At 57.8% G+C, this 20,637-nt stretch carries 16 protein-coding genes and 1 pseudogene; 3 read left to right on the top strand and 14 right to left on the bottom strand.

The window, feature by feature from the left end:
• Window positions 1–44: 44 nt before the first annotated feature.
• The 7 genes from LG383_RS14385 to LG383_RS14355 all read right to left on the bottom strand — a co-directional run bounded on the left by LG383_RS14385 (window position 45) and on the right by LG383_RS14355 (window position 8,054).
• A complete protein-coding gene (locus LG383_RS14385; RefSeq protein ID WP_225759435.1) occupies window positions 45–1,067 on the bottom strand; it encodes a hypothetical protein in 1,023 nt (340 codons plus the stop codon).
• A 220-nt stretch (window positions 1,068–1,287) separates the two neighbouring features.
• Window positions 1,288–2,232, bottom strand: a complete 945-nt coding sequence (locus LG383_RS14380; RefSeq protein ID WP_225759434.1) for a bifunctional helix-turn-helix transcriptional regulator/GNAT family N-acetyltransferase — start codon at window positions 2,230–2,232, stop codon at window positions 1,288–1,290.
• A gap of 60 nt (window positions 2,233–2,292) precedes the next feature.
• Complete coding sequence (locus tag LG383_RS14375; RefSeq protein WP_106992071.1) at window positions 2,293–2,625, bottom strand: DUF1294 domain-containing protein; 333 nt, start codon at window positions 2,623–2,625, stop codon at window positions 2,293–2,295.
• Between the two features lie 65 nt (window positions 2,626–2,690).
• A complete protein-coding gene (locus tag LG383_RS14370) occupies window positions 2,691–3,152 on the bottom strand; it encodes a GNAT family N-acetyltransferase (protein ID WP_225759433.1) in 462 nt (153 codons plus the stop codon).
• A 135-nt stretch (window positions 3,153–3,287) separates the two neighbouring features.
• Window positions 3,288–4,973 (bottom strand): DUF262 domain-containing protein, encoded by a 1,686-nt coding sequence (locus LG383_RS14365; RefSeq protein WP_225759432.1) that lies wholly within the window; start codon window positions 4,971–4,973, stop codon window positions 3,288–3,290.
• 172 nt (window positions 4,974–5,145) lie between these two features.
• Window positions 5,146–6,930 carry a diguanylate cyclase gene (locus LG383_RS14360; RefSeq protein ID WP_225759431.1) on the bottom strand — a complete coding sequence of 595 codons (1,785 nt, stop codon included), beginning with the start codon at window positions 6,928–6,930 and terminating at the stop codon, window positions 5,146–5,148.
• 14 nt (window positions 6,931–6,944) lie between these two features.
• Complete coding sequence (locus LG383_RS14355) at window positions 6,945–8,054, bottom strand: AI-2E family transporter (protein ID WP_225759430.1); 1,110 nt, start codon at window positions 8,052–8,054, stop codon at window positions 6,945–6,947.
• Between the two features lie 422 nt (window positions 8,055–8,476).
• Between LG383_RS14355 and mmuP the strand changes: the two genes are divergently transcribed.
• Window positions 8,477–9,874: an S-methylmethionine permease gene (gene mmuP, locus LG383_RS14350; protein WP_225759429.1), complete on the top strand. Its 1,398-nt coding sequence runs from the start codon at window positions 8,477–8,479 to the stop codon at window positions 9,872–9,874.
• Window positions 9,861–10,793: a homocysteine S-methyltransferase gene (gene mmuM, locus LG383_RS14345; protein ID WP_225759428.1), complete on the top strand. Its 933-nt coding sequence runs from the start codon at window positions 9,861–9,863 to the stop codon at window positions 10,791–10,793. Before mmuP ends, mmuM begins: the two co-directional genes overlap by 14 nt.
• 168 nt (window positions 10,794–10,961) lie before the next feature.
• On the opposite strand, the pseudogene LG383_RS14340 reads toward mmuM, so the two are convergent.
• From LG383_RS14340 to LG383_RS14310, 7 genes and pseudogenes are all read right to left on the bottom strand, one after another.
• Window positions 10,962–11,210: pseudogene (locus LG383_RS14340) on the bottom strand (hypothetical protein); the annotation flags it as partial.
• A 368-nt stretch (window positions 11,211–11,578) separates the two neighbouring features.
• Window positions 11,579–12,625, bottom strand: coding sequence for a ferric ABC transporter ATP-binding protein (fbpC, locus tag LG383_RS14335; RefSeq protein WP_225759427.1), 1,047 nt, complete (start codon window positions 12,623–12,625; stop codon window positions 11,579–11,581).
• A gap of 4 nt (window positions 12,626–12,629) precedes the next feature.
• The gene (locus LG383_RS14330) at window positions 12,630–14,708 is read right to left on the bottom strand and encodes an iron ABC transporter permease (RefSeq protein ID WP_106992079.1); all 2,079 of its coding nucleotides are present in this window, start codon (window positions 14,706–14,708) and stop codon (window positions 12,630–12,632) included.
• A 70-nt stretch (window positions 14,709–14,778) separates the two neighbouring features.
• Window positions 14,779–15,810 carry an ABC transporter substrate-binding protein gene (locus LG383_RS14325; protein ID WP_106992080.1) on the bottom strand — a complete coding sequence of 344 codons (1,032 nt, stop codon included), beginning with the start codon at window positions 15,808–15,810 and terminating at the stop codon, window positions 14,779–14,781.
• Between the two features lie 13 nt (window positions 15,811–15,823).
• Window positions 15,824–17,125 (bottom strand): MFS transporter family glucose-6-phosphate receptor UhpC, encoded by a 1,302-nt coding sequence (uhpC, locus tag LG383_RS14320; protein ID WP_106992081.1) that lies wholly within the window; start codon window positions 17,123–17,125, stop codon window positions 15,824–15,826.
• Between the two features lie 85 nt (window positions 17,126–17,210).
• Complete coding sequence (locus tag LG383_RS14315) at window positions 17,211–18,752, bottom strand: MASE1 domain-containing protein (protein ID WP_225759426.1); 1,542 nt, start codon at window positions 18,750–18,752, stop codon at window positions 17,211–17,213.
• Window positions 18,752–19,381: a response regulator transcription factor gene (locus LG383_RS14310; protein ID WP_166181682.1), complete on the bottom strand. Its 630-nt coding sequence runs from the start codon at window positions 19,379–19,381 to the stop codon at window positions 18,752–18,754. The genes LG383_RS14315 and LG383_RS14310 overlap by 1 nt, the downstream gene beginning before the upstream one ends.
• Before the next feature lie 290 nt (window positions 19,382–19,671).
• Here LG383_RS14310 and tauA point away from each other — a divergent pair, with 290 nt between their 5' ends.
• A complete protein-coding gene (gene tauA / locus LG383_RS14305; RefSeq protein WP_225759425.1) occupies window positions 19,672–20,634 on the top strand; it encodes a taurine ABC transporter substrate-binding protein in 963 nt (320 codons plus the stop codon).
• The last annotated feature ends 3 nt before the right edge of the window (window positions 20,635–20,637 follow it).

The following is a 20,637-nucleotide window of genomic DNA, read 5'->3' as shown; positions in this document are numbered from 1 at the left end:
GCGTGAGGGGTAACCGGCTTAAACGGAACTATCGGCAGCGAGTATTACACCGGCTGATTAAACTCCACATATACGCTGTAGGTCTCATCCTGCTCCTGACTCAGATCCATACTGGTTTCCACCGAGCTCTTAAACATTTGTACTCCCAGCCCCAGGCGTCCCGCTTTATTGGAAGAGAAGATGCTTTTCTTCTTCAGCTCCAGCTCTGCGCTAAGACAACCGCCCATCTCTCTGGCATACACTATCGCCTCCCAGGAGGGTTCAAATTTCAACCAGTTGAATTGCTCTGTTTCCAGCGTCATTCCTTTTTTCCATTCACGACCGCCCAGCGTAATCACGCGTTTATCGGTGTCGGTGTCCCTGGAGGCGGACTCCATTTTTAATTCTACTTCCCCTGTACGCCCCGAAAGTCCGGCTTCTGTTTTGGCGTGGAGGTGACTGGATGCTCTGGCTTCAGTTTGTTTACGAATTTCTATTTTCGTTGCGCCGAGGCTGACGAATACTTTAATCATCTCCGTTTCACGTTCCTGAAGCAGAATGTCATCCAGCGTGTCGCTAAGAATGTAATAGTTTTCTTTTACTGATGCAGGCTTAGCAAGGGGATGTTTGATATACGCCAGATTTATTTGCGGATGTCCTGGCTGAAACGTGTATTTCTTATTTGAGGCTATTTCCGGCGTCATGCTGATGCGCTTCATATATTTATCAAATGCAAGTGCAGAGTTTTTAAGCGTTCCAACCGAAACATCCTTATCATCTTTCTTACTAAGGAGTTGATACAGTGAAAACGCAGCTGGTGCCGCATTGACGAGAACCGCAACAGGCAAAGGAAGCAACTTTGACGCAACGGCCATCGCCATTCCTGCGGTCTGGTAATTGAGTAAGCCTTTCTCTTTTGGTTCGGTTTCTGCTTCCGATTTGTTTTTAGGCGATATAAATGTCTTGCCTTTTTTGGCCGCATTTTCAATTTCTATTTCTTCGCCATTGGTGATTAAGGTTGTGAGAATCTCTTTGTTTGAAAAATCGTCGTAAGTCTCTTCATCGACAATAAAGATTAAATCATTCATTACTTATCCCGGGTAATAATCAAATAGCTGGTGTGTTTTTGAGAAGACTACCGGGATTATATTTATCTTTCTATCAATTATCTGAGGAATGTGATCTTTACTGGATACGCTTACCTGAACGACGCAGGCAGGTCGGGCCAAAATCATTATTTATCACGTAGACATTCGAAGATAATACGCCGGGTGGCGCTGCGCTTACCCGGCCTACGAACCACGAACGCTATCTGCGCGTAAACTGCTGCTCGGTGATGGAGCTACCCCACTGTTCGCCCTGCCACTCTTTCGCGAGTTCAAAACCGAATGACTCATACAAACGCCGCGCCGCCGCCAGCTTATTGAAGGTCCACAGCTGAACAGCAGAAAACGCCTTCTCATCGCAAAATTTCATCGCTTCGGCAATCAGCTTTCTGCCTACGCCGCTGCCGCGACAGCCGTCATCCAGGATAAACCAGCGCAAATGCGCCTCGTTGTTTCCCAGGTCTTCGCCATCAATGGCGACAGAGCCGACGATGCGCCCGTTGAGCATTGCCAGCCAGATCTGATTGTCCGGGTTATCCAGACGCCCTGAAAATTCCGCCAGGCCCGCGGCGACTTTACTCTCAAAGAAACTGCCGAAATTGTGTTCGCGAGCATAAAAGCTGCCATGCATTTCCGTTATGCGGCCAATCATGCCCGGGTGATAGCCAGAGACAATCTCGATGTCGCTCCTGGTGTTCAGGTCGGCATCATCGCGGCAGGCTTTCAGGGCGCTGGCATAGAAGCCAAGACCCTCGGAAACGATGCGCTGCTGGCTGGCGTCCATTTTTTGCAGAGCAGAAATGACGCGTTCATTGCCGTAAGCATTAATCTTGCGCACCGTTTCTTTGCCCTGTGCGCTAAGGCTCAGTTGCTTGAACCGTGCATCTTCCGTGGAGGGGGTTTCTTCCAGCTCACCGGCCTTAATCAGTTTTGCGAGCATCCGGCTGACGCTGGATTTCTCCAGTCCCAGAACCTGTACGATCTGGGCTGCCGTCATTGAGCCCCGGCTCTCCATTTCCAACAGGGTATGCACGACAGAAGGGGAGTAGTCCGTTGCCGCCAGGGTGTGATTCATGAATCCGAGTTCCCGCACCATCAGGCGCGACGAGATACGAATTTCTTCAACAATCGACGAATCAGCCATCATTAACCTTAACTTGTGCTATTTAGTTGTACTATACAACCATGTTTCACAAGCGGCTGTCAATCAAGGCCAGAACCGCCAGGCTGCCAGCAGCACCACGACGTTCACTACTACAGTGATCATAAAGTACGTCCTGAACGGCTGTTTCCGGGTTTTATGGCGAAACAGCTGCTGGCCGAGGATCGCCCCTGGCCATCCGCCCACCACGCCAAATAGCAGCAATGTCGACTCAGGTACCCGGCGCCAGGCTTTGCGGGCCGCCAGTTTGTCTGCACCGTAGATAACCAGCGTCAGCACGCTGGAAAGCACAAACCACGTCGGCAAAGGGTGTGGCAGCAGGGTGCTGCCCACCGCGGTAAGGACCAGAAGAAAATAACAGAGGGAATTGAGATTCATAGGACAGTAATGGCATGAGCGAAAACAGGGGAGGGCAATGATACGTGATTCTGGCGGGAGAGTAATCAGGCCTGGTCCGGTAACCGTTTTGCCAGACAGATCGCCTCTTCACGCCCGACATAGGGGCCATAGTTGTTTATCTGTGCATAGCCATGCTTCAGGTAAAACTGCACGGCACGAGTGTTAATCTTTCGCGTCTCCAGCCACAGCTCACGATAGCCCATCGTTCGCGCCGCCTCTTCAAGCCAGGCGAGCAGCGCTGCCCCCGTGCCCGGATAAGCGCGGGAAGAGAACATTCGCTTGAGTTCGGCAGTGGTGTCCGAGAGGGGCCGCAACGCGCCGCAGCCAACGGGATGATTGTTTTCATCTTTCGCGATGGCCCACACGGCCCGCGCACCTGAGACATCCTGGGGATTAAAGTGACTTTTACCGCTGTCACCGGTAATCGCGGCCAGCTCAGCGGAGAGTTGCTCGATAAGTGCCTCCGAGTCGGTGGAGGTCGGGCTGGATTTTTCGATGGTTATCATTTTAAAAGGATCAGGTTCTGATGCCAGTATAGGACATCGTTATAGTGGCAGGTCATAGGAAAAATATCTGTTAACCCTGCTTTTATTCAGATACAAGCAACAGCGGTGGCTTTACGCCACCGCAATTCAGACCACTTATTCTTCGTTCTCAAGTAATCCCATTTCGGCGATACGTGCCTGAATCAACTGTTTGCGCTTCTCAATAAAGCGCGGGTAGTTTTCCAGTTTCCATAAAGTTTTGGGTGTCTGGGGAATACAGTGTAGATCCAGAAACTCCGGGGACTGGTCTTTCAGCCATTTATCCAGAGACCGGGCACCTTTGTCGCCAGTGCCGTTCTGATGCGCAGGTAATAACATGCAGTTCGCTAACTGGTCGATTTCCCAGTTTTCGTAGACGCGCACCATGCGCCCGGTTTCTTCGTTTAAAACCTTCTCTTCCTTTAACAGACTTCGGGCAAAAATGTGGTCAATTTGCGGTTCATGCTGGAAGCCTGAAGATTTGTACTCTCCGCCATACCAAAGGTTAAACAGCAGGTGAATGTGCCCGGTACCGTAGCCGCACCATCCGAACAGGCGGTCTTCGGTTAAATGAAGGCTGCGGTTTGCGGAAACGATCGCAGCGCGAATCTTTTTCAGATCGAAACTCTGCTGCTCTTCAATTACTTTTACCAGTTTATCGATAACGCCATCCGGTTGTCCCGAGAAGACGCCGTTCAGTAGGGCAGGGACAAGATACTGTTTTAACGCGTGCGATTTCGCTAATTTCCCCGGGAAATGATATTGCAGATACACCAGTGGGATCAGCGCATTATAGGAGGTGAGCGCTTTGCCGGAGCGAATATAGGTTTTAGTGACAATTTCATCTTTTACAAACAGCAGCGCTTTGGCAATTTCCGGCCAGTTTTCACTGATCTGGCAGCGGACATTATCATCACGCAGTTTATCCACATCATATTTGGCACCAAAGCCCAGCAGTGTAGTGCTGAGTTTGATTAAGAAATCGCGGGAGAAGTTGAAGCGGCCGTTATCATTAATTTTCTCCAGAAAATCTTCGAAGATCACATCAGCATCAGCCCACTCGGTTGAGAGCAGCGTAAACATCAGGTCAGATTTGCTTAACCGCGTACCGCCTGAGTTAGCACGAATAAAGACTTCAACCACATCATCAAAATTAAGTTCACTATCGTCTTCGCTACTGTCGATCACGTGATAGAGCAGTTTACCATCATTGCTGAACTCTTTATCTGCACGGCTGAGATTGATTGTCGCTTGTTCGCGTTCCTCTTCGCTCAGTTCCAGAGCCTGATCCTTCACGAGCTGGCTAAGGATCTGCTCGGGTAATTTTTTGTTGTAGATAATGTTGGCCATCGACATCCAGGGCCAGGTGGCCGTATCAGGGTCCTGGAACTCAAACTGGTAGCGAATTTCTTCGTTGCTTGTTGGCGTGCCGCTCAGCAAATTGAAATGCAGCACCTTACCGTCAATACTGCCTTTCAGCGCCAAGTAGAAACTTTGTAAACGCTGCTGACCGTCCAGCACCAGCCATTTCGACCTGGATTTGCCATGGTGATAGTGATCCTTTAAATCGACCTTGCCGTCGTTGAAGTTTTCGATAAATTTACGGTGCTTAATTTCTTCGCGGGTTTTCCAGAACAGCATAGAGGAGAGGGGATACTGTCGCATTACTGAGTCAAACAGTCGGGCTATTTGATCCGTATTCCAGACAAACTGTCGCTGAATATTTGGCAACCAAAGCCCACCACCGTCGGCCTCGTTATTATTAATTTCCTGAATCATTGCCTTGATTGATTTACTGGGCATTGCACTCTTCCTTGTCGTCGCGCGCGGGAATGCGGCGCTGAATTTGGCTTAAGGACATCAAGGAGAGTTATCGGCAGCAGGAGGATAATATTTAGCATGTTGGCGGCAAAATGTTCGCTGTTTCTCTGCAAGTGAAAAGAAGTTATCCGCATGTTTTCATGCGGATAAGGGGCTAACTTGCCTCCAGCCCCCCAAAACTGACAATGCGTGAACGCCCCAGCTCCTTGGCCCGATACAGCGCCACATCGGCGGCGCGCAGCAGGTTGTCGCTCTGGACGTGCTGCGGATAGCTGGCAATGCCGATCGACACATCCACCGTACCAATCTCCGCCAGCTCATAACGCAGGGCCAGACTGTGCACGTTGGTATGGATTTCCGAGGCGCAGGCAAAGGCTGCAGCGTCGTCTGCCCCCGGGAGCAGGATCAAAAACTCCTCCCCGCCATAGCGAAACGCCATCCCCTTGTCGCCTACCGCGCGTTGCACCACCGTCGCCACGCTTTTAATCACCAGATCGCCAGCATCGTGACCAAATTTGTCATTAATGGCTTTGAAATGGTCGATATCGATCATCAGACAGCTTACCGGCTGACCGGTATGCTGCGCCTGGCTGAGTTGAGTGCGCAGGGCATCCTCAAGATGATGACGATTGCGCAGATTGGTCAGCGGATCGAACAACGCTTTCTCCAGCAGAGCATCGCGCAGGCGCTGGTTGGCCAGCGCCAGGCCAAGCGCCTCGGCCATCAGCTCCAGATAGGCGCGTGAGGGAGCCATCGCCGGGGTTACGTTCTGGAACGAGAGCAGACCGATGGTCTCGCCCTGAGCAATCAGGGGCACGCAGAGGGAATGGCTGGCGCAGGTGTCTGGCAGGTGATAGCAGGTAATATCCGGCTCACCGGTCACTGGCGGATGGCTCTGCCCGCGGCGCACCGCCCAGCACTGGTCGGGGTGGAAGGGCACAGGCTCGTCCTGCGGGTCAAGCCATTCGGCGGCACAGTGCATCTGCCACGGATCCCGTTCGAGGAGCCATAGCCGTCCGGGGATGCCCGGCGCAATGCCGGGCGCGAACAGCCGCGCCACGTTCAGAACATCCTCGACGGATTCGCAGCCCTGCAGCCGCTGGGTCATGCGCGCCAGCAGCTCCCGGATCGCCCAGTCGGCATCACGCTCCTGCTCCAGCCGCTGTCGCACCAGGCCGTTTTCGCGGAAGATGCGGATCGCCTGCGCCATATCGCCAATCTCATCGATCTGGCGGTAGTCCGGCGCTTCGACCGCATAATCCTGCGACGCCAGCCGGTTGACTACATCGCTCAGGCGCACCACCGGGCGCAGCACCCGGCGTTTGAGGATAAACCCGAGCACAAACAAAAACATCAGCGCGGTCAGGCCAACCATCACCTCCGAGAGCGTACGCAGCGCCCGGGATTTGACCGTGGCATCGTCAATCGCCGCGTCGGTGCGCCTGTCCAGCATCTGCCGGAAATGGTCGAGCTGATTTTGTACTTGCTCCAGCTCGCGCTCGTAACGCTCACCATAAATCAGCTCGATGGCCTGGGGTTGCTGCCCGCGCCCCACGCTGGCGATAGCGCGCTGTTGCTCATCCTGCAGCGCATCGGCCACCTGCAAACCTTCATGCAGCAAAGCCAGCTCTTCCTCACCGGCCCCCGCGTCTTGCAGTTTTTGCAGGCGATGCTCGATCTTCACCATCGCTTGCGCTTTCTGGCGGTACGCGTCCGCCACCGCAGGATCCTGCTTGATGACGTACAGCCGCGCCAGGTCGGAGAGCGCCCAGGCGTCAACCTCCACCTCTTCGGTGAGTTGATCGAATACGTAGCGCTGTTCAACGGCCTGCCGCTCAACGTTTTCGGCGCTGGAGGCCATCAACATGGCCACGCCGGAAGCGAGGGTCAGACAGACCGTGGCGCCGTATGCCCAGTTAGTGATAGTGGCGATACGCACGGCTTATTCCTTCTTCAAAGATCAGGTGAATTTCTCCCTTCTTCGATAATTGCATCGTCAATCTCCTCGGCATTACCGGCATGATCGCGACCCGAGAGCAGATTCCAGCAGGCGATAAACAGCGCGGCGATCAGCGGACCAATTACAAAGCCGTTGATGCCGTAAATCTCCATCCCACCAAGGGTGGTGATCAGAATGAGATAGTCGGGCATTTTGGTGTCTTTCCCCACCAGCAGCGGACGCAGCAGGTTATCCACCAGGCCGACCACCAGCACAAAGAACCCGACGATAAACAGGCCCTGCCACAGCTGATGGGTGGCGAAGAGGAAAATGGCCGCCGGCACCCAGACAATGGCCGAGCCGACCGCCGGGATCAGCGACAGGAACGCTATTAACGCACCCCACAGGATGCTGCCGTTAATACCGACGAACCAGAAGGCGAGCCCGCCCAGCACCCCCTGGACAATGGCCACCACCGCCGTGCCTTTTACCGTCGCCCGGGCGACCCCGGCGAATTTAGCAAACAAATGCTGTTTGGCGAAATTCGACAGCGGCAGGCTGTCGAGGATCTGGCGCACCAGCCAGGGGCCATCTTTCAGCAGGAAAAACAGCAGATAGACCATCACGCCAAAGCTGATGGCGAAGCCAAAGGTGCCTTTACCAATCAGGAAGGCGCTGCCGGCAAGGTATTGCCCGCCTCTTAACGCCGCATCAGAAAGCTTCTGCTGGATCTGCGAGGCGGTATCCAGGTCATGCTCAATCAGCAGCGCGCGCAGCCAACTGGGCAGATGAGAGAACAGGCTCGCGAACACCCCGGAAAACTGAGTATCGTTCTGCTGCAGGCGCGTGTAGACGATATTGAGTTCAAAGGCTAAAGAGGAAAAGATCACCATCAACGGGATAAAGACGATCAGGCAGATAAGCAGCACGCTCAACAGCGACGCCAGCCCGTTGCGATCGCCCATTTTGATACGCAGCGTGTTTTTGACCGGGTAGAAAATCACCGCCAGGATCGCGGCCCACAGGATCGCCGAGAAGTAGGGTGACAACACATCAAAAAACGCCCAGGTGACGAGCAGGAGTATGAGTATGAAAAACCCTTTGGTCAGTCCGTTAAATCGCATTAGCTCATCCTTTATGTAATAAACACTACGACTATAGAGTGTTTTACGTAATTTAACATATTGCGCTGTTACGCCGGGTGGCGGCTGCGCCTTACCCGGCCTACGTGGATTAGTAGGCCCGCGCAAGCGCAGCGCCGCCGGGCAACAGGCCGCGACGCTCTCTAAAGTTTAGTGAGAGAAAACAGATACCACTTTCGTTTGACCGACGGGGCGACCGGCGCGGTACATGCTTTACGTATCGGCTTGCAGGAGGTCTCTTATGGCATGGCGACCCTATCTATACGTTATTTACACGGCTCGACCCCGGCTGAGCGCTCGTCGCGCTCGACTTCGTCTGGTGCATGGCTAGCAATTTGTTAACAATCGCGGTATAAAAACACCTTCTTTTGGATGTTTAGATGTCCATACGTATAGAAGGTGATATGCAAACAGAACAAAACGGGCAGCTACAGCGCACCATGAAGACCCGCCACCTGATCATGCTCTCCCTCGGCGGCGTGATCGGCACCGGGCTGTTTTTCAATACGGGTTACATTATATCCACCACCGGGGCGGCGGGGACGCTGCTGGCCTATCTGATTGGCGCGCTGGTGGTCTGGCTGGTGATGCAGTGCCTCGGCGAACTCTCCGTGGCGATGCCGGAGACCGGCGCCTTTCACGTCTACGCCACGCGCTATCTCGGCCCGGCGACCGGCTACACCGTGGCGTGGCTCTACTGGCTCACCTGGACGGTGGCGCTGGGATCGAGCTTTACCGCCGCCGGATTCTGCATGCAGTACTGGTTCCCGCAGGTGCCGGTCTGGGTGTGGTGCGTGGTCTTCTGCGCGGTCATTTTCGCCCTCAACGTCATCTCGACCCGCTTCTTTGCTGAAGGGGAGTTCTGGTTCTCGCTGGTGAAGGTCATCACCATCATCGCCTTTATTATCCTCGGCGGGGCGGCTATCTTTGGCTTTATCCCGATGCAGGACGGCTCCCCCGCGCCGGGGCTGAGCAACATCACCGCCGAAGGCTGGTTCCCGCACGGCGGGCTGCCGATCCTGATGACCATGGTGGCGGTCAACTTTGCCTTCTCCGGCACCGAGCTGATTGGCATAGCGGCAGGTGAAACCGAAAACCCGCACAAGGTGATCCCTGTCGCCATTCGCACTACCATTGCCCGCCTGATTATCTTTTTTATCGGCACCGTTTTTGTGCTGGCGGCGCTGATCCCGATGCAGCAGGCAGGGGTGGAAAAAAGCCCGTTCGTACTGGTGTTTGAGAAGGTCGGTATTCCGTATGCCGCGGATATCGTCAACTTCGTGATCCTGACGGCGATCCTCTCGGCGGCCAACTCCGGGCTGTACGCCTCCGGGCGCATGCTGTGGTCGCTGTCGAACGAGAACACCCTGCCGCGCTGCTTTGCCCAAGTGAATAAAAACGGCGTACCGCTCACCGCGCTGTCGGTGTCGATGCTCGGCGGCGTGCTGGCGCTCTTCTCAAGCGTAGTGGCCCCGGACACGGTGTTTGTCGCCCTGTCGGCGATCTCGGGCTTTGCGGTGGTGGCGGTGTGGATCAGCATCTGCGCCTCGCATTTTGTCTTCCGCCGTCGTCATCTGCAGGCGGGTAAGCCCCTTAGCGATCTGCACTACCGCGCCCCCTGGTACCCGCTGGTGCCGGTGCTGGGCTTTGTCTTGTGTCTGGTGGCCTGTATTGGCCTGGCCTTTGACCCGAGCCAGCGCATCGCCCTTTACTGTGGCCTGCCGTTTGTGGCGCTGTGCTACGGTGCGTACTACTTTACTCAAAATATGAAAACGCAGGAGCCTGAACATGTCGCAGAATAATCCGCTTACCGCCCTCCTTGAGACCCAGCCGTTTGTGGTGCTGGACGGGGCGATGGCAACGGAACTGGAAGCGCGCGGCTGCAATCTCGCCGACAGCCTGTGGTCGGCCAAAGTGTTAATGGAAAACCCGGCGCTGATCCGCGACGTGCATCTCGACTACTTCCGCGCCGGGGCGCAGGTGGCGATCACCGCCAGCTATCAGGCCACGCCGGACGGGTTTGCCGCCCGTGGGCTTGACGAGGCCCAGTCCCGGGCGCTGATCGGTAAAAGCGTGGAGCTGGCGCGCAAGGCGCGGGAAGCGTATCTCTCTGAAAACCCACAGGCCGGTGCGCTGCTGGTCGCCGGTTCGGTCGGGCCCTATGGCGCGTATCTGGCCGATGGGTCGGAATACCGCGGCGACTATGTGCGCAGCGCTGAGGTGTTTGCTGCGTTTCACCGTCCGCGGGTGGAAGCGCTGCTGGATGCCGGTGCCGACCTGCTGGCCTGCGAAACGTTGCCGTCGTTTGCTGAGATTAAGGCTCTGGCGGATCTGCTGGTGGCATACCCGCGTGCCCGGGCGTGGTTCTCGTTCACCCTGCGCGACAGCGAGCATCTGAGCGATGGCACCCCGCTGCGGGACGTGGTGTCGGTGCTGGCGAACTATCCGCAGGTTGTTGCGCTGGGCATTAACTGTATCGCGCTGGAGAACACCACCGCCGCGCTGCAACATCTGCAAAGCCTGACCGCGCTGCCGCTGGTGGTCTACCCGAACTCGGGCGAGCATTACGATGCGGTGAGCAAAACCTGGCATCACCACGGTGAAGCGTGCGAAACGCTGGCGGGGTATCTGCCGCAGTGGTTAGCAGCAGGCGCGAAGCTGATCGGCGGGTGCTGCCGCACGACGCCGAAGGATATTGCGGAGTTGAACGCGCAGCGCTGATTTTGTGCCGGGTGGCGGCTACGCCTTACCCAGCCTACGAAAGGCGACAAAATGCACGAACCGTAGGCCCGGCAAGCGCAGCGCCGCCGGGCATCAATCACCGCACCACTGCTTACGCCAGCAGTTCAATCACTCCTTCATCGGTTCTGAGCCAGCGCGGCATCTTGAGCGTATCGGGAAATCCTCTACCGTCAGGCTCGCTTTTAACGCCTCCGGGATGGGTTCAAGCAGCGTGGGTTGCAGCAGTGCCAGACAGGCCGCAAGCCGTCCGTACAGGGCGATTTTCTCTGCGGGCACATCGCACTCCAGCAGCGCATCCATAAAGCGCTCGCAGTTGTCCGCCAGCTCTGTAAAGACGGTGCTGTGATTGAAGGGCAGGGTTAATAACGCATGAGTATGGGTTAGGGTCGTCGCCATAAAGGCATCCTCCAGTATGTAGTGTTTGAACCACCACCGGAGAGGCTAATCTCGCGGGTGGTGGTGCCGAACGGAGTTAGCCTTACCGGCCATACTGGAAACCGGCGCATCTTACGATGCCCCCGTCCGGCCCACCATTGAGGTGTAACCGTACGCACGACATATTAAACACATGTCGCCAGTATGAAGTCCAGGAGGCTAATCCCGACGCCTGATTTTGCAGGCGTGGGAAAACGATACTGTGATAGCCCTGTTGCAACAAGGGTTATTCCCGGAAGCGGCCTCGCAAAACAAGAAATTAGAGGGTGCGGTCTGGTGCCCTCACCCCGGCCCTCTCCCACAGGGAGAGGGAGCAAAACAGTGCCGTTTTACGCCGCATCACCTAAAACAAACATCCCGTACGGGTGGATCTCCAGGTAATACGCTTCCCCGACGTCCGGCTGCAGCCTTGTGGCGTTCACCTGCAACAAAATCTCCTGCCCGTGCCACTCCACAATCACCTCGTACTGCGGCCCCATATAGGCGACGTGGCGGATCACGCAGCGCTGGCTCTCTTCGCCGTGCTGGCTCAGGGTGATCGCCTCCGGGCGCACACCGACGGTGCCAGTACCTTGCGCAGCAAAGTGCAGCGGGCGCGGCAGACGGTAGCCGTGAATTGCCACAGACTCGTGGCTGAAGTTGGCCGGGAACAGGTTGGCATCCCCCATAAAGCTCGCCATAAAGCGCGAGGCCGGCTGGCGATAGAGATCCTGCGGCGAGCCAATCTGCATGATGTTGCCCTTGTTCATCACCAGCACGGTGTCGGAGACCGCAAAGGCCTCGCTCTGATCGTGGGTCACGTACAGCGACGTAATGTTGAACTGCTTTTGCAGCTCGCGGATCTTGTCGCGCATGCTGCGGCGCAGGTTGGCGTCGAGGTTACTCAGCGGCTCATCGAACAGCAGCACTTTCGGTTTGAGGATAAGCGCCCGGGCCAGAGCCACGCGCTGCTGCTGGCCGCCGGAGATCTGATCCACATAGCGATCGTCGAAGCCCTCCAGATCCACCATCGCCAGCGCCTCTTTGACGCGGGTTTTGATCTCTGCACGCGGCACGCCGAGCATCTTCAGGCCGTAGCCGACGTTCTCGCCCAGCGACATGTGCGGGAACAGGGCGTAGGACTGGAACACCATGCAGATATCACGCTGCTGGATGGAGCTGTGGGTCACGTCCTCGCCGTCGATAAAAATCTGCCCGTCGGTGGGCTTTTCCAGCCCGGCCACCAGACGCAGCACCGTGGTTTTACCGCAGCCGGACGGGCCGAGCAGGGTCACCATCTGCCCCTGCGGGATCGCCAGGTTGATGTTTTCAATCACCGTGTTCGCGCCAAAGCGCTTGGTCACGTTACGCAGTTCAACGAAATGTTTCTGAGTCATAGTGTTACGCCTGGTTTTTGGCTTTGGAGCGGGAGATACGTGCCTCACCGATCAGCCAGTCAAAGAGGAAAATGATCGCCAGCATGACCACAATCAGGATCGAGCCGTAGGCGATCGCCACGCCGTATTCGCCGTCTTCCACGCGGTTCAGGATGTAGGCCGTAGCCACGCGGGTATCCGGCGTGACGAGGAACACAATGGCGCTGACGGTGGTAATGGCCCGCACAAAGCTGTAGATCAGCGCCGACAGAATCGCCGGGCGCAGCAGCGGCAGCAGGATGTGCGTAATGGTGCGCAGCGACCCGGCACGCAGGCTCAGCGAGGCCTCATCCAGCGATTTGTCGATCTGGCCCAGGCCCGCGATCCCGGCGCGAATGCCCACCGGCACGTTACGCATCACCATCGAGATAATGACGATGGCGGCAGTGCCGGTCAGGTACACCGGGGCGCTGTTAAAGGCCAGAATGTAGGAGACGCCCGCCACGGTGCCCGGTACGGCGAAGCACAGCATGGTGGTGAACTCGATGGTCTTTTTGCCCCTGAACTGCTGGCGCACCACCACCCAGGCGATCAGCAGACCAAACCCGGCGGTGATCGGTGCGGCGATCCCGGCGTACAGCAGGGTATCCAACAGCGAAGGCCATGCGCCGTCGCTCATCCCCTGGCCGAACAGCTTGATAAAGTTATCCAGCGTCAGGGTGTAATCCACCCCCCAGTTGACGGTGAAGCTGCCGTAGAAAATGCTGCCGTAGAGCAGGGCGTTAAAGGCGATCCACACCGTCAGCAGGGCCACGACGCCCCACACCAGGGTCACCGGCAGGGGCTGGACGTCGCCGCGATAGGACTTGCCGGACACCGTCACGTAGGAGCGTTTGCCGATCCACATGTACTGGATGCAGAACACCAGCAGCGAGAACAGCAGCAGGAACGCCCCGAGGGTGCTGGCGGCCTGGTAATCGAGCTGCGATCCGGTGATGTAGAAGTAGATCTGCGTCGCCAGCACGTCGAAGTTACCGCCGAGCACCAGCGGGTTACTGAAGTCCGCCAGCGACTGGACGATGACGATCAAAAAGGCGTTGGCCAGCGCCGGTTTCAGCAGCGGGACAAAGACGCCGTTAAAGGTCTGCCAGCGGCTGGCGCGCAGGGTATAGGAGGCCTCTTCCAGCGATGGGTGAATGGTCTTGATCGCCCCGTCGAGGATCATAAACGCCATCGGGGTGAAGGCCAGCACCTGCGCCAGCCAGATGCCGGTAAAGCCGTACAGCCAGTTGGTGTTGGTCAGGCCAAACCAGTCGACCATCAGCTCGGTAACGTAGCCGGAGCGCCCCATCATCAGCGTCACGCCCAGACCCACCACGAACGGCGGGGTGACGATCGGCAGGATCGAGAAGATGCGACCAATGATGGCGCTGCGTTTCGCGATGCGGGTGGTGTAGATCGCCAGCACCAGGCCGAAGAAGGTGCAGCCGATCCCCACCGCAATGGCGAGCAGGATCGAGTTGATGATTACCTGAATGATGTGCGACTGCGACAGCACATTCATAAACGCCAGCGGGGCGAACTCCCCCGCGTCGTTGGTGAACATCGGAATAAAGATGGCGATGCTCGGCCAGACGATAAAGATGCCGATCAGCGCGACGATGGCGATCAGCGAGCCGATCACAAAGCGGTCGCCCCCCAGCCACTCAAGGCGCGTCAGGGCCAGGGTCATGATCGCCCCCAGCGCCACAAACAGCACGATCGTGGCGTAGCCTAAACCGCGCCCTTCGATCGTGGCGCTGATGACGATAAAGGCCATGCACAGCAGCGCCCAGCCGGCGTCGAGGTAGTGGCGGCTGCGCTGTTCGCGTTTTGCCTCGTTAAACGGGCGCACCAGCAGCAGGCTCGGGAGCAGATACCACAGCCAGCTGATGTTGAAGTGCGACCAGCTGTAGGCCGCGAGGATTTCGTCCCCGGTGGATTCCAGCAGGCCATAATCCAGGCTCCAGCTCGGCAGCAGGGCAAAGGCCAGCCAGCCAACGAAAACCCAAAGGAAGACCGCATCCCGTTTTTTCACGGGATGAAGAGCGAGTGTCTGTGACATAGGTATTCCGGTGTTGTAGGCCGGGTAAGGCGTTTACGCCGCCACCCGGCAAAAGTTCGCAGGAGCGGGCTTATTTACCCATCTTCACGTCGCTGACCCACTTGTTGATCAGCGCCTTGCGCACGTCCGTTGAGCCGTACTTGTCCATGTCGTAGCTGATCAGCTTCAGGTCATCCAGCTTCAGCGAGTTCGGGGAGGTTTCTGCGGTGGTGTTGGTCAGGATCTGATAGGACTTGCCCTGTTTCCACGCCAGCTCCTGGGCCTCTTTCGATAGCACCCAGTCCACGAACAGCTTCGCGTTCTCTTCGTTACGCGCGCCCTTCAGAATGCTGACGCCGCCGATTTCATACCCGGTGCCTTCGCACGGAGAGATCAGCTCCAGCGGGGCGCCTTGCTCTTTTTCCAGCGAATAATCGTGCAGGAAGCCGATGCCGATGGCGGTTTCGCCGCGGGCGGCGTTACGCGCCGGGGCAATACCGGATTTGGTGTACTGGGAGACGTTGCCATTCAGCTGCTTCAGGTAGTCGAAGGCCTGATCTTCACCCCACAGCTGGACGAAGGTCGCCAGCGCGGTATAGGCGGTGCCGGAGCTTTGCGGATCGGCAATCTGGATCTCGCCTTTGTATTCCGGCTTGGTCAGATCTTTCCAGCACTGTGGCACCGGCAGGTTCTTCTCTTTCAGGCGCTGGGTGTTAACGCCAAAGCCCAGAATGCCGACATAGACCGCCGAGGAGAGGTTGCCTTTCACCTTCGCCGGATCGCGGAATTTCTCCATGATCTGCTCGAGGTTGGCGGATTTGTACGGCTGCAGCAGCCCCATCTCACCGGCCTGAGATTGCGGATCCAGAGTGCCGCCGTACCAGACGTCGGCCTGCGGGTTTTTCTTCTCGGCATCGACCTTCGCCAGGGTGCTGCCGGAGCCGTTGCGGATAAACGAGGTTTTGACGTCGTACTTATCGCCAAACGCTTTGGTTTCGGCTTCGCACATTTCGTTGGTGGCGCTGCAGTAGACCACCAGACGGCCTTTGGCCTGGGCGGCACCGGTTAAGGTGGCCAGCGCGATCCCGGAAGCAATGAGGGTAGAGAGAAGCGTTGTTTTCATTATTCAGCCCTTGTTATGACGTTATGTGACTGCGAGAAGCGGTGATGCCCGCCATCAGCAGAGGCATCAGGAGTAAACCCATCAGCACGGCGGCAATCGAGAGCAAACTGAACATCCCCGACCAGCCGTAGCGTTCGATAACCTGTGACAGCGGCCACCCGGCCAGCGCCGCCCCCAGATAAGCGAACACGCCAAGAAAACCGGTAATCGAGCCTGCTGCCTGTTTGTGTCCGCACTCCACGGCGGCAAGGCCGATGAGCATCTGCGGACCAAAGACAAAAAATCCCACCGTAAAAAAGCACATCGCCAGCAGGGCGTAGTGATGAACCGGAGCCAGCCACAGGGCCGCCACCGACACCATTAATCCCAGCGTGAACAGCAAAATCATCGGTGCCCGCTGGCCGCTGAACAGCAGATCTGAGCCCCAGCCGGCGAACAGCGCCCCGAGCAGGCCGCCGACCTCAAACAGCATCACCGTGGCGTTGGCGCTCAGCAGGTTGACCCCGTGGCTCTCCGCCAGCCAGATGTTGCCCCAGTCGTTGAGGGCGATGCGGATCAGATAGACCAGCACATAGGACGCCCCGAGCAGCCAGATCATCGGGTTTTGCAGCATGGTGGTGCGCAACATCTGCCACAGCCCCATCGGCGGGCTCTGTTGTTGCTGGCGCAACTCCAGCGGATCGTTGCGCCACTCCCCGACCGTCGGGAGACCCTCTTCCTGCGGTGTGCCCCGCAGTTGTGTGGTCAGCCACAGGCCGAGCACGATACTGATGATCCCCGGTGTCAGCATCGCTGCCTGCCAGCCCCAGCGATGGGCGGCGAAGGCACAGATCAGCGGAATAATGGCCCCGCCGATGTTGATAGAGGTGTTCCAGCACCCCCACCAGAAGCCGCGCTCGTTGCGCGAATACCAGTGGGTGAGCAGTCTGGCGCAGGGCGGCCAACCCCATCCCTGAAAGAAGCCGTTCAGCGTCCAGATAAACAGCAGTAGCGGCAGGGAGTCGCCGAAGGCGAACAGCACGTTCAGTACCCCGGTGGCCATCAGGCCGATGCCCATAAACGCCCGCTGGCCTTTGCTGTCGTGCCACAGTCCGGCGGCAAATTTCGACAGGCCGTAGCTCAGGTAAAACAGCGATCCGATCAGGCCGATATCGCTTTTGCTCAGCCCCAGATCCATCTGCAATGCAGGCAGGACGTAGTTGAGGCTTTTGCGCGTCAGGTAAAACGCGGCGTAACCAATCACCATGCAGATCAGCAGTCGCGGACGAAGCCGACGATAGCGTTGAGTAACCTGGTCAGCTGACAGTGCGGGCATGGCGTTCTCCGTTTGAGATGACTGTATGAAAGCGCGACGAAAAAGGGATGAGAGAAAGTCTGGCGTGACTAAGACTTTTTCCTGGTTAGCGGTGTGTTTGTTGCAAAACTGTGGGCAGGTTAACAATTACGCGCGTGCCGCCCTGCGACTCCAGGGTTAACTCCCCGCCGAGAGCATGCACGCGCTCACGCATCCCCTGAATGCCAAAACCGGGCATCTGCTGCGGGCTGATGCCGCTGCCGTTATCCCGCACCTCCAGGCGCAGCTGGTCGTGGTGCTGGCAGAGCAGAATGCTGACCTCGCTGGCATCGGCATGTTTGCTGACGTTATTCAGCAGCTCCTGCAGCAGGCGATAGAGAGTAAAGACCAGGGTTTCACTCTGGGGCGGGGCCGCCAGCTGGTACTCAAACCGGCACTGGATCCCGCGCTCGGCAAAGGCGAACTCGTTCACCAGATGGTGCAGGGCCTCATTGAGTGACAGCTCGTCCAGCACCGGGGGGCGCAGCTGACGCAGCAGCTGACGGGTGGAGTGATGGATGCGCCGCGCCAGCTCGTTGATCTGCCCGGCGGCCTCCAGCGCCTGCGGGGTATCGCTCGCCCGCTTCACCAGCTGGGACTGGATCTGAATCGCGGTAATGTTCTGGCCAATTTCGTCGTGCAGCTCCCGGGCCAGGTGCTTGCGGGTATCCTCTTCGGTGTGGATCAGCTTTTCCGCCAGCGCGCGCCGGGCCTGCAACTCCGCCTCCAGCCGACGGCGGTAGTGATCGAGGTTCATCGCCAGATGCTGCTGGCGACTGATGGCGATCCCCAGCCCGATCCCCAGCAGCGATTGGGTGGCCAGGAAAATCTCCAGCTCCAGCAAGTCGCTGAACCCTACGCCCACCTGGCGGGCAATGGTAATCATCATGCTGCCCAGCAGGCCGGAGAGCACGCCGCCCTGCCAGCCGAACTTCCACGCCATCACCACGTTGGGCAGGAACACCACGATCAGCAGCAGCCGCTCCAGGGCAGGGGAGAGCACCATCTGGGTGCCGATGCCGATAATAAAAAACAGGCTGCACCAGATGATCAGCGAGGTACGCAGGGGCGGGTTGCTGGTGTCGAGCCCGAGCAGATGATAGCGGTGCTGCTGGCGTAAAAACTCAAACACCAGGTAGACGAACGGGGTCAGCAGCACCCCGCCGGTAAAGGAGGCCAGCGCCAGTAGCGTAGTCGGGCTGTCGAGAAAGGGCGCCAGGATCAGGGTCTGGAGCAGGGCATTAAGGCTCACTGCGGCGATCAGCAGCGACAGGCGCTGCCAGTAGAGCGGAAAGCGGTGCCAGAAATGTTGCGCCAGCCACGCACAGAGGGTGCCCACCAGGGGCACCACCAGCATCAGGTGATGGGTCAGGAGTTGTTCGCTGTGCAGCCAGAGCATCGCCGCCAGCGGGGGAAGGATCAGCGCTGGCCAGAAGCGGCGCGAGAGCACGATCAGCAGCGCCAGATAGACGCCCTGGGGTAAAAACAGCGCCGCCTGCTGTCCGTTCTGGGTGAGGTAAAAGCTGAGCGTCCAGAGCATCAGCCAGCCGGTGCCCCAGGCCAGCATAATAAACAGCGAGAGAATGATGTGCCGCAGGGAGCGCCGCATCAGTGGCCGGTCAGCAGCTGGTGGTCGAGGGCAAAATGCACCAGCTCGATGGTGCTGTTGCACTGCAGTTTGCCCAGCACGTTGGCGCGGTGCACGTGAACGGTCTTGTGGCTGAGTTCGAGTTTGAAGGCAATCTCCTTCACGCTGTCACCCTTGACCAGCAGCTCAAACACCTCTTTCTCGCGCGGGGTCAGGGCGGCCAGCGCCTGGGACACCGGCTCGCCGCCGCGCAGGGCTTTCACCGCATCGGCACAGAGATAATGGCCGCCCATCCCGACGGAACGCACGGCCTGCACTAACTCTTCCGGCCCGCAGCGTTTGGTGAGATAGCCGCTGGCCCCGGCGTCCAGCGCGCTTTGCACAAAGGCGGGAGTGTCGTAGATGCTGAGGATGATGGCGCGAAACCCCGGGCGCTGCTGGCGCAGGCGTTTGAGCAGGCTCAGGCCGTTCTCATCGGGCATAGCAACGTCGAGCACCGCCACGTCGACGGCATCGCGGGTGAGGGCGGGCCAGGCCTCGGCGGCGCTGCTGTACTGGCCTTCGACCACCAGATCGTCTTCCAGATTTAACAGCTGGGCGAACCCGGACCGCACCACCACGTGATCGTCTACCAGCACCACTTTGATCATCTCAGATACCTTTGCGGAATAGTGTCTCTATGATGCCTGTCCGCGTCGGGCTGGCAATTGTGCGGCTGCGGTTATGTAACGGATGTAACAAAATTGCAATAAATGCCGGGTGGCGATTTTGTAGGCCCGGCAAGCGCAGCGCCGCCGGGCAATGCTGACCGCACAAAATTCACTATCTATTGCCACTTTTTTTCTAAAAACGATTCGGCATTAACGATGCTTTTTAATTCCTTTATCAAAATTCCGCCGCCGGAAATACTGCCCCCATAACAACTCGGGGAGCAGACATTATGGCAATTTCATCGCGTTTTACCTTATTTGGCGCACTGGCGCTGTGGGCCGTTCAGGCGCAGGCGGTGGACGTCACCATCGCGTATCAAACTTCCGCTGAGCCAGCAAAAGTGGCGCAGGCGGATAACACTTTCGAAAAAGCGAGCGGCGCGAAAGTCGACTGGCGTAAGTTCGACAGCGGCGCCAGCATCGTGCGGGCGCTGGCCTCCGGCGACGTGCAGATTGGCAACCTCGGCTCCAGCCCGCTGGCGGTGGCTGCCAGTCAGCAGGTGCCGATCGAAGTCTTCCTGCTGGCCTCCCAGCTCGGCAATTCCGAAGCGCTGGTGGTGAAGAAAAACATCACTAAGCCCGAGGATCTGATCGGCAAACGCATCGCGGTGCCCTTTATCTCCACCACCCACTACAGCCTGCTCGCCGCCCTGAAACACTGGGGGATCAAGCCGGGGCAGGTGGAAATCATTAACCTGCAGCCCCCGGCGATTATCGCCGCCTGGCAGCGGGGCGATATTGACGGGGCCTACGTCTGGTCGCCTGCGGTAAATGAACTGCAGAAAGATGGCAGCGTGCTGACCGACTCCGCCCAGGTGGGCCAGTGGGGCTCGCCAACCCTCGACGTCTGGGTGGTGCGCAAAGATTTTGCCGAGAAGCATCCGGAGATCGTGAAAGCCTTCGCCAAAAGCGCCATCGACGCCCAGCAGCCCTACATTGCCAACCCGGATGAGTGGCTGAAACAGCCTGCCAACCTGGAGAAACTCGCCCGCCTGAGCGGCGTGCCGGAGGCCGACGTGCCGGGGCTGGTGAAGGGCAATACCTACCTGACGCCTGCCCAGCAGTTGCAACAGCTGGCGGGCCCGGTGAATAAAGCGATTGTTGATACTGCTGGCTTCCTGAAAGAGCAGGGCAAAGTGCCCGCGGTGGCGGCGGATTACAGCCAGTACGTGACCGATCGCTTTGTGAAGTAAGGG

The sequence above is a fragment of the Leclercia sp. Marseille-Q4284 genome (genome assembly GCF_916618945.1).
Taxonomy (GTDB): domain Bacteria; phylum Pseudomonadota; class Gammaproteobacteria; order Enterobacterales; family Enterobacteriaceae; genus Enterobacter; species Enterobacter tamurae.
The sequence above is the reverse complement of the archived record's forward strand: the minus strand, read 5'-3'. Positions and strand labels throughout refer to the sequence as shown.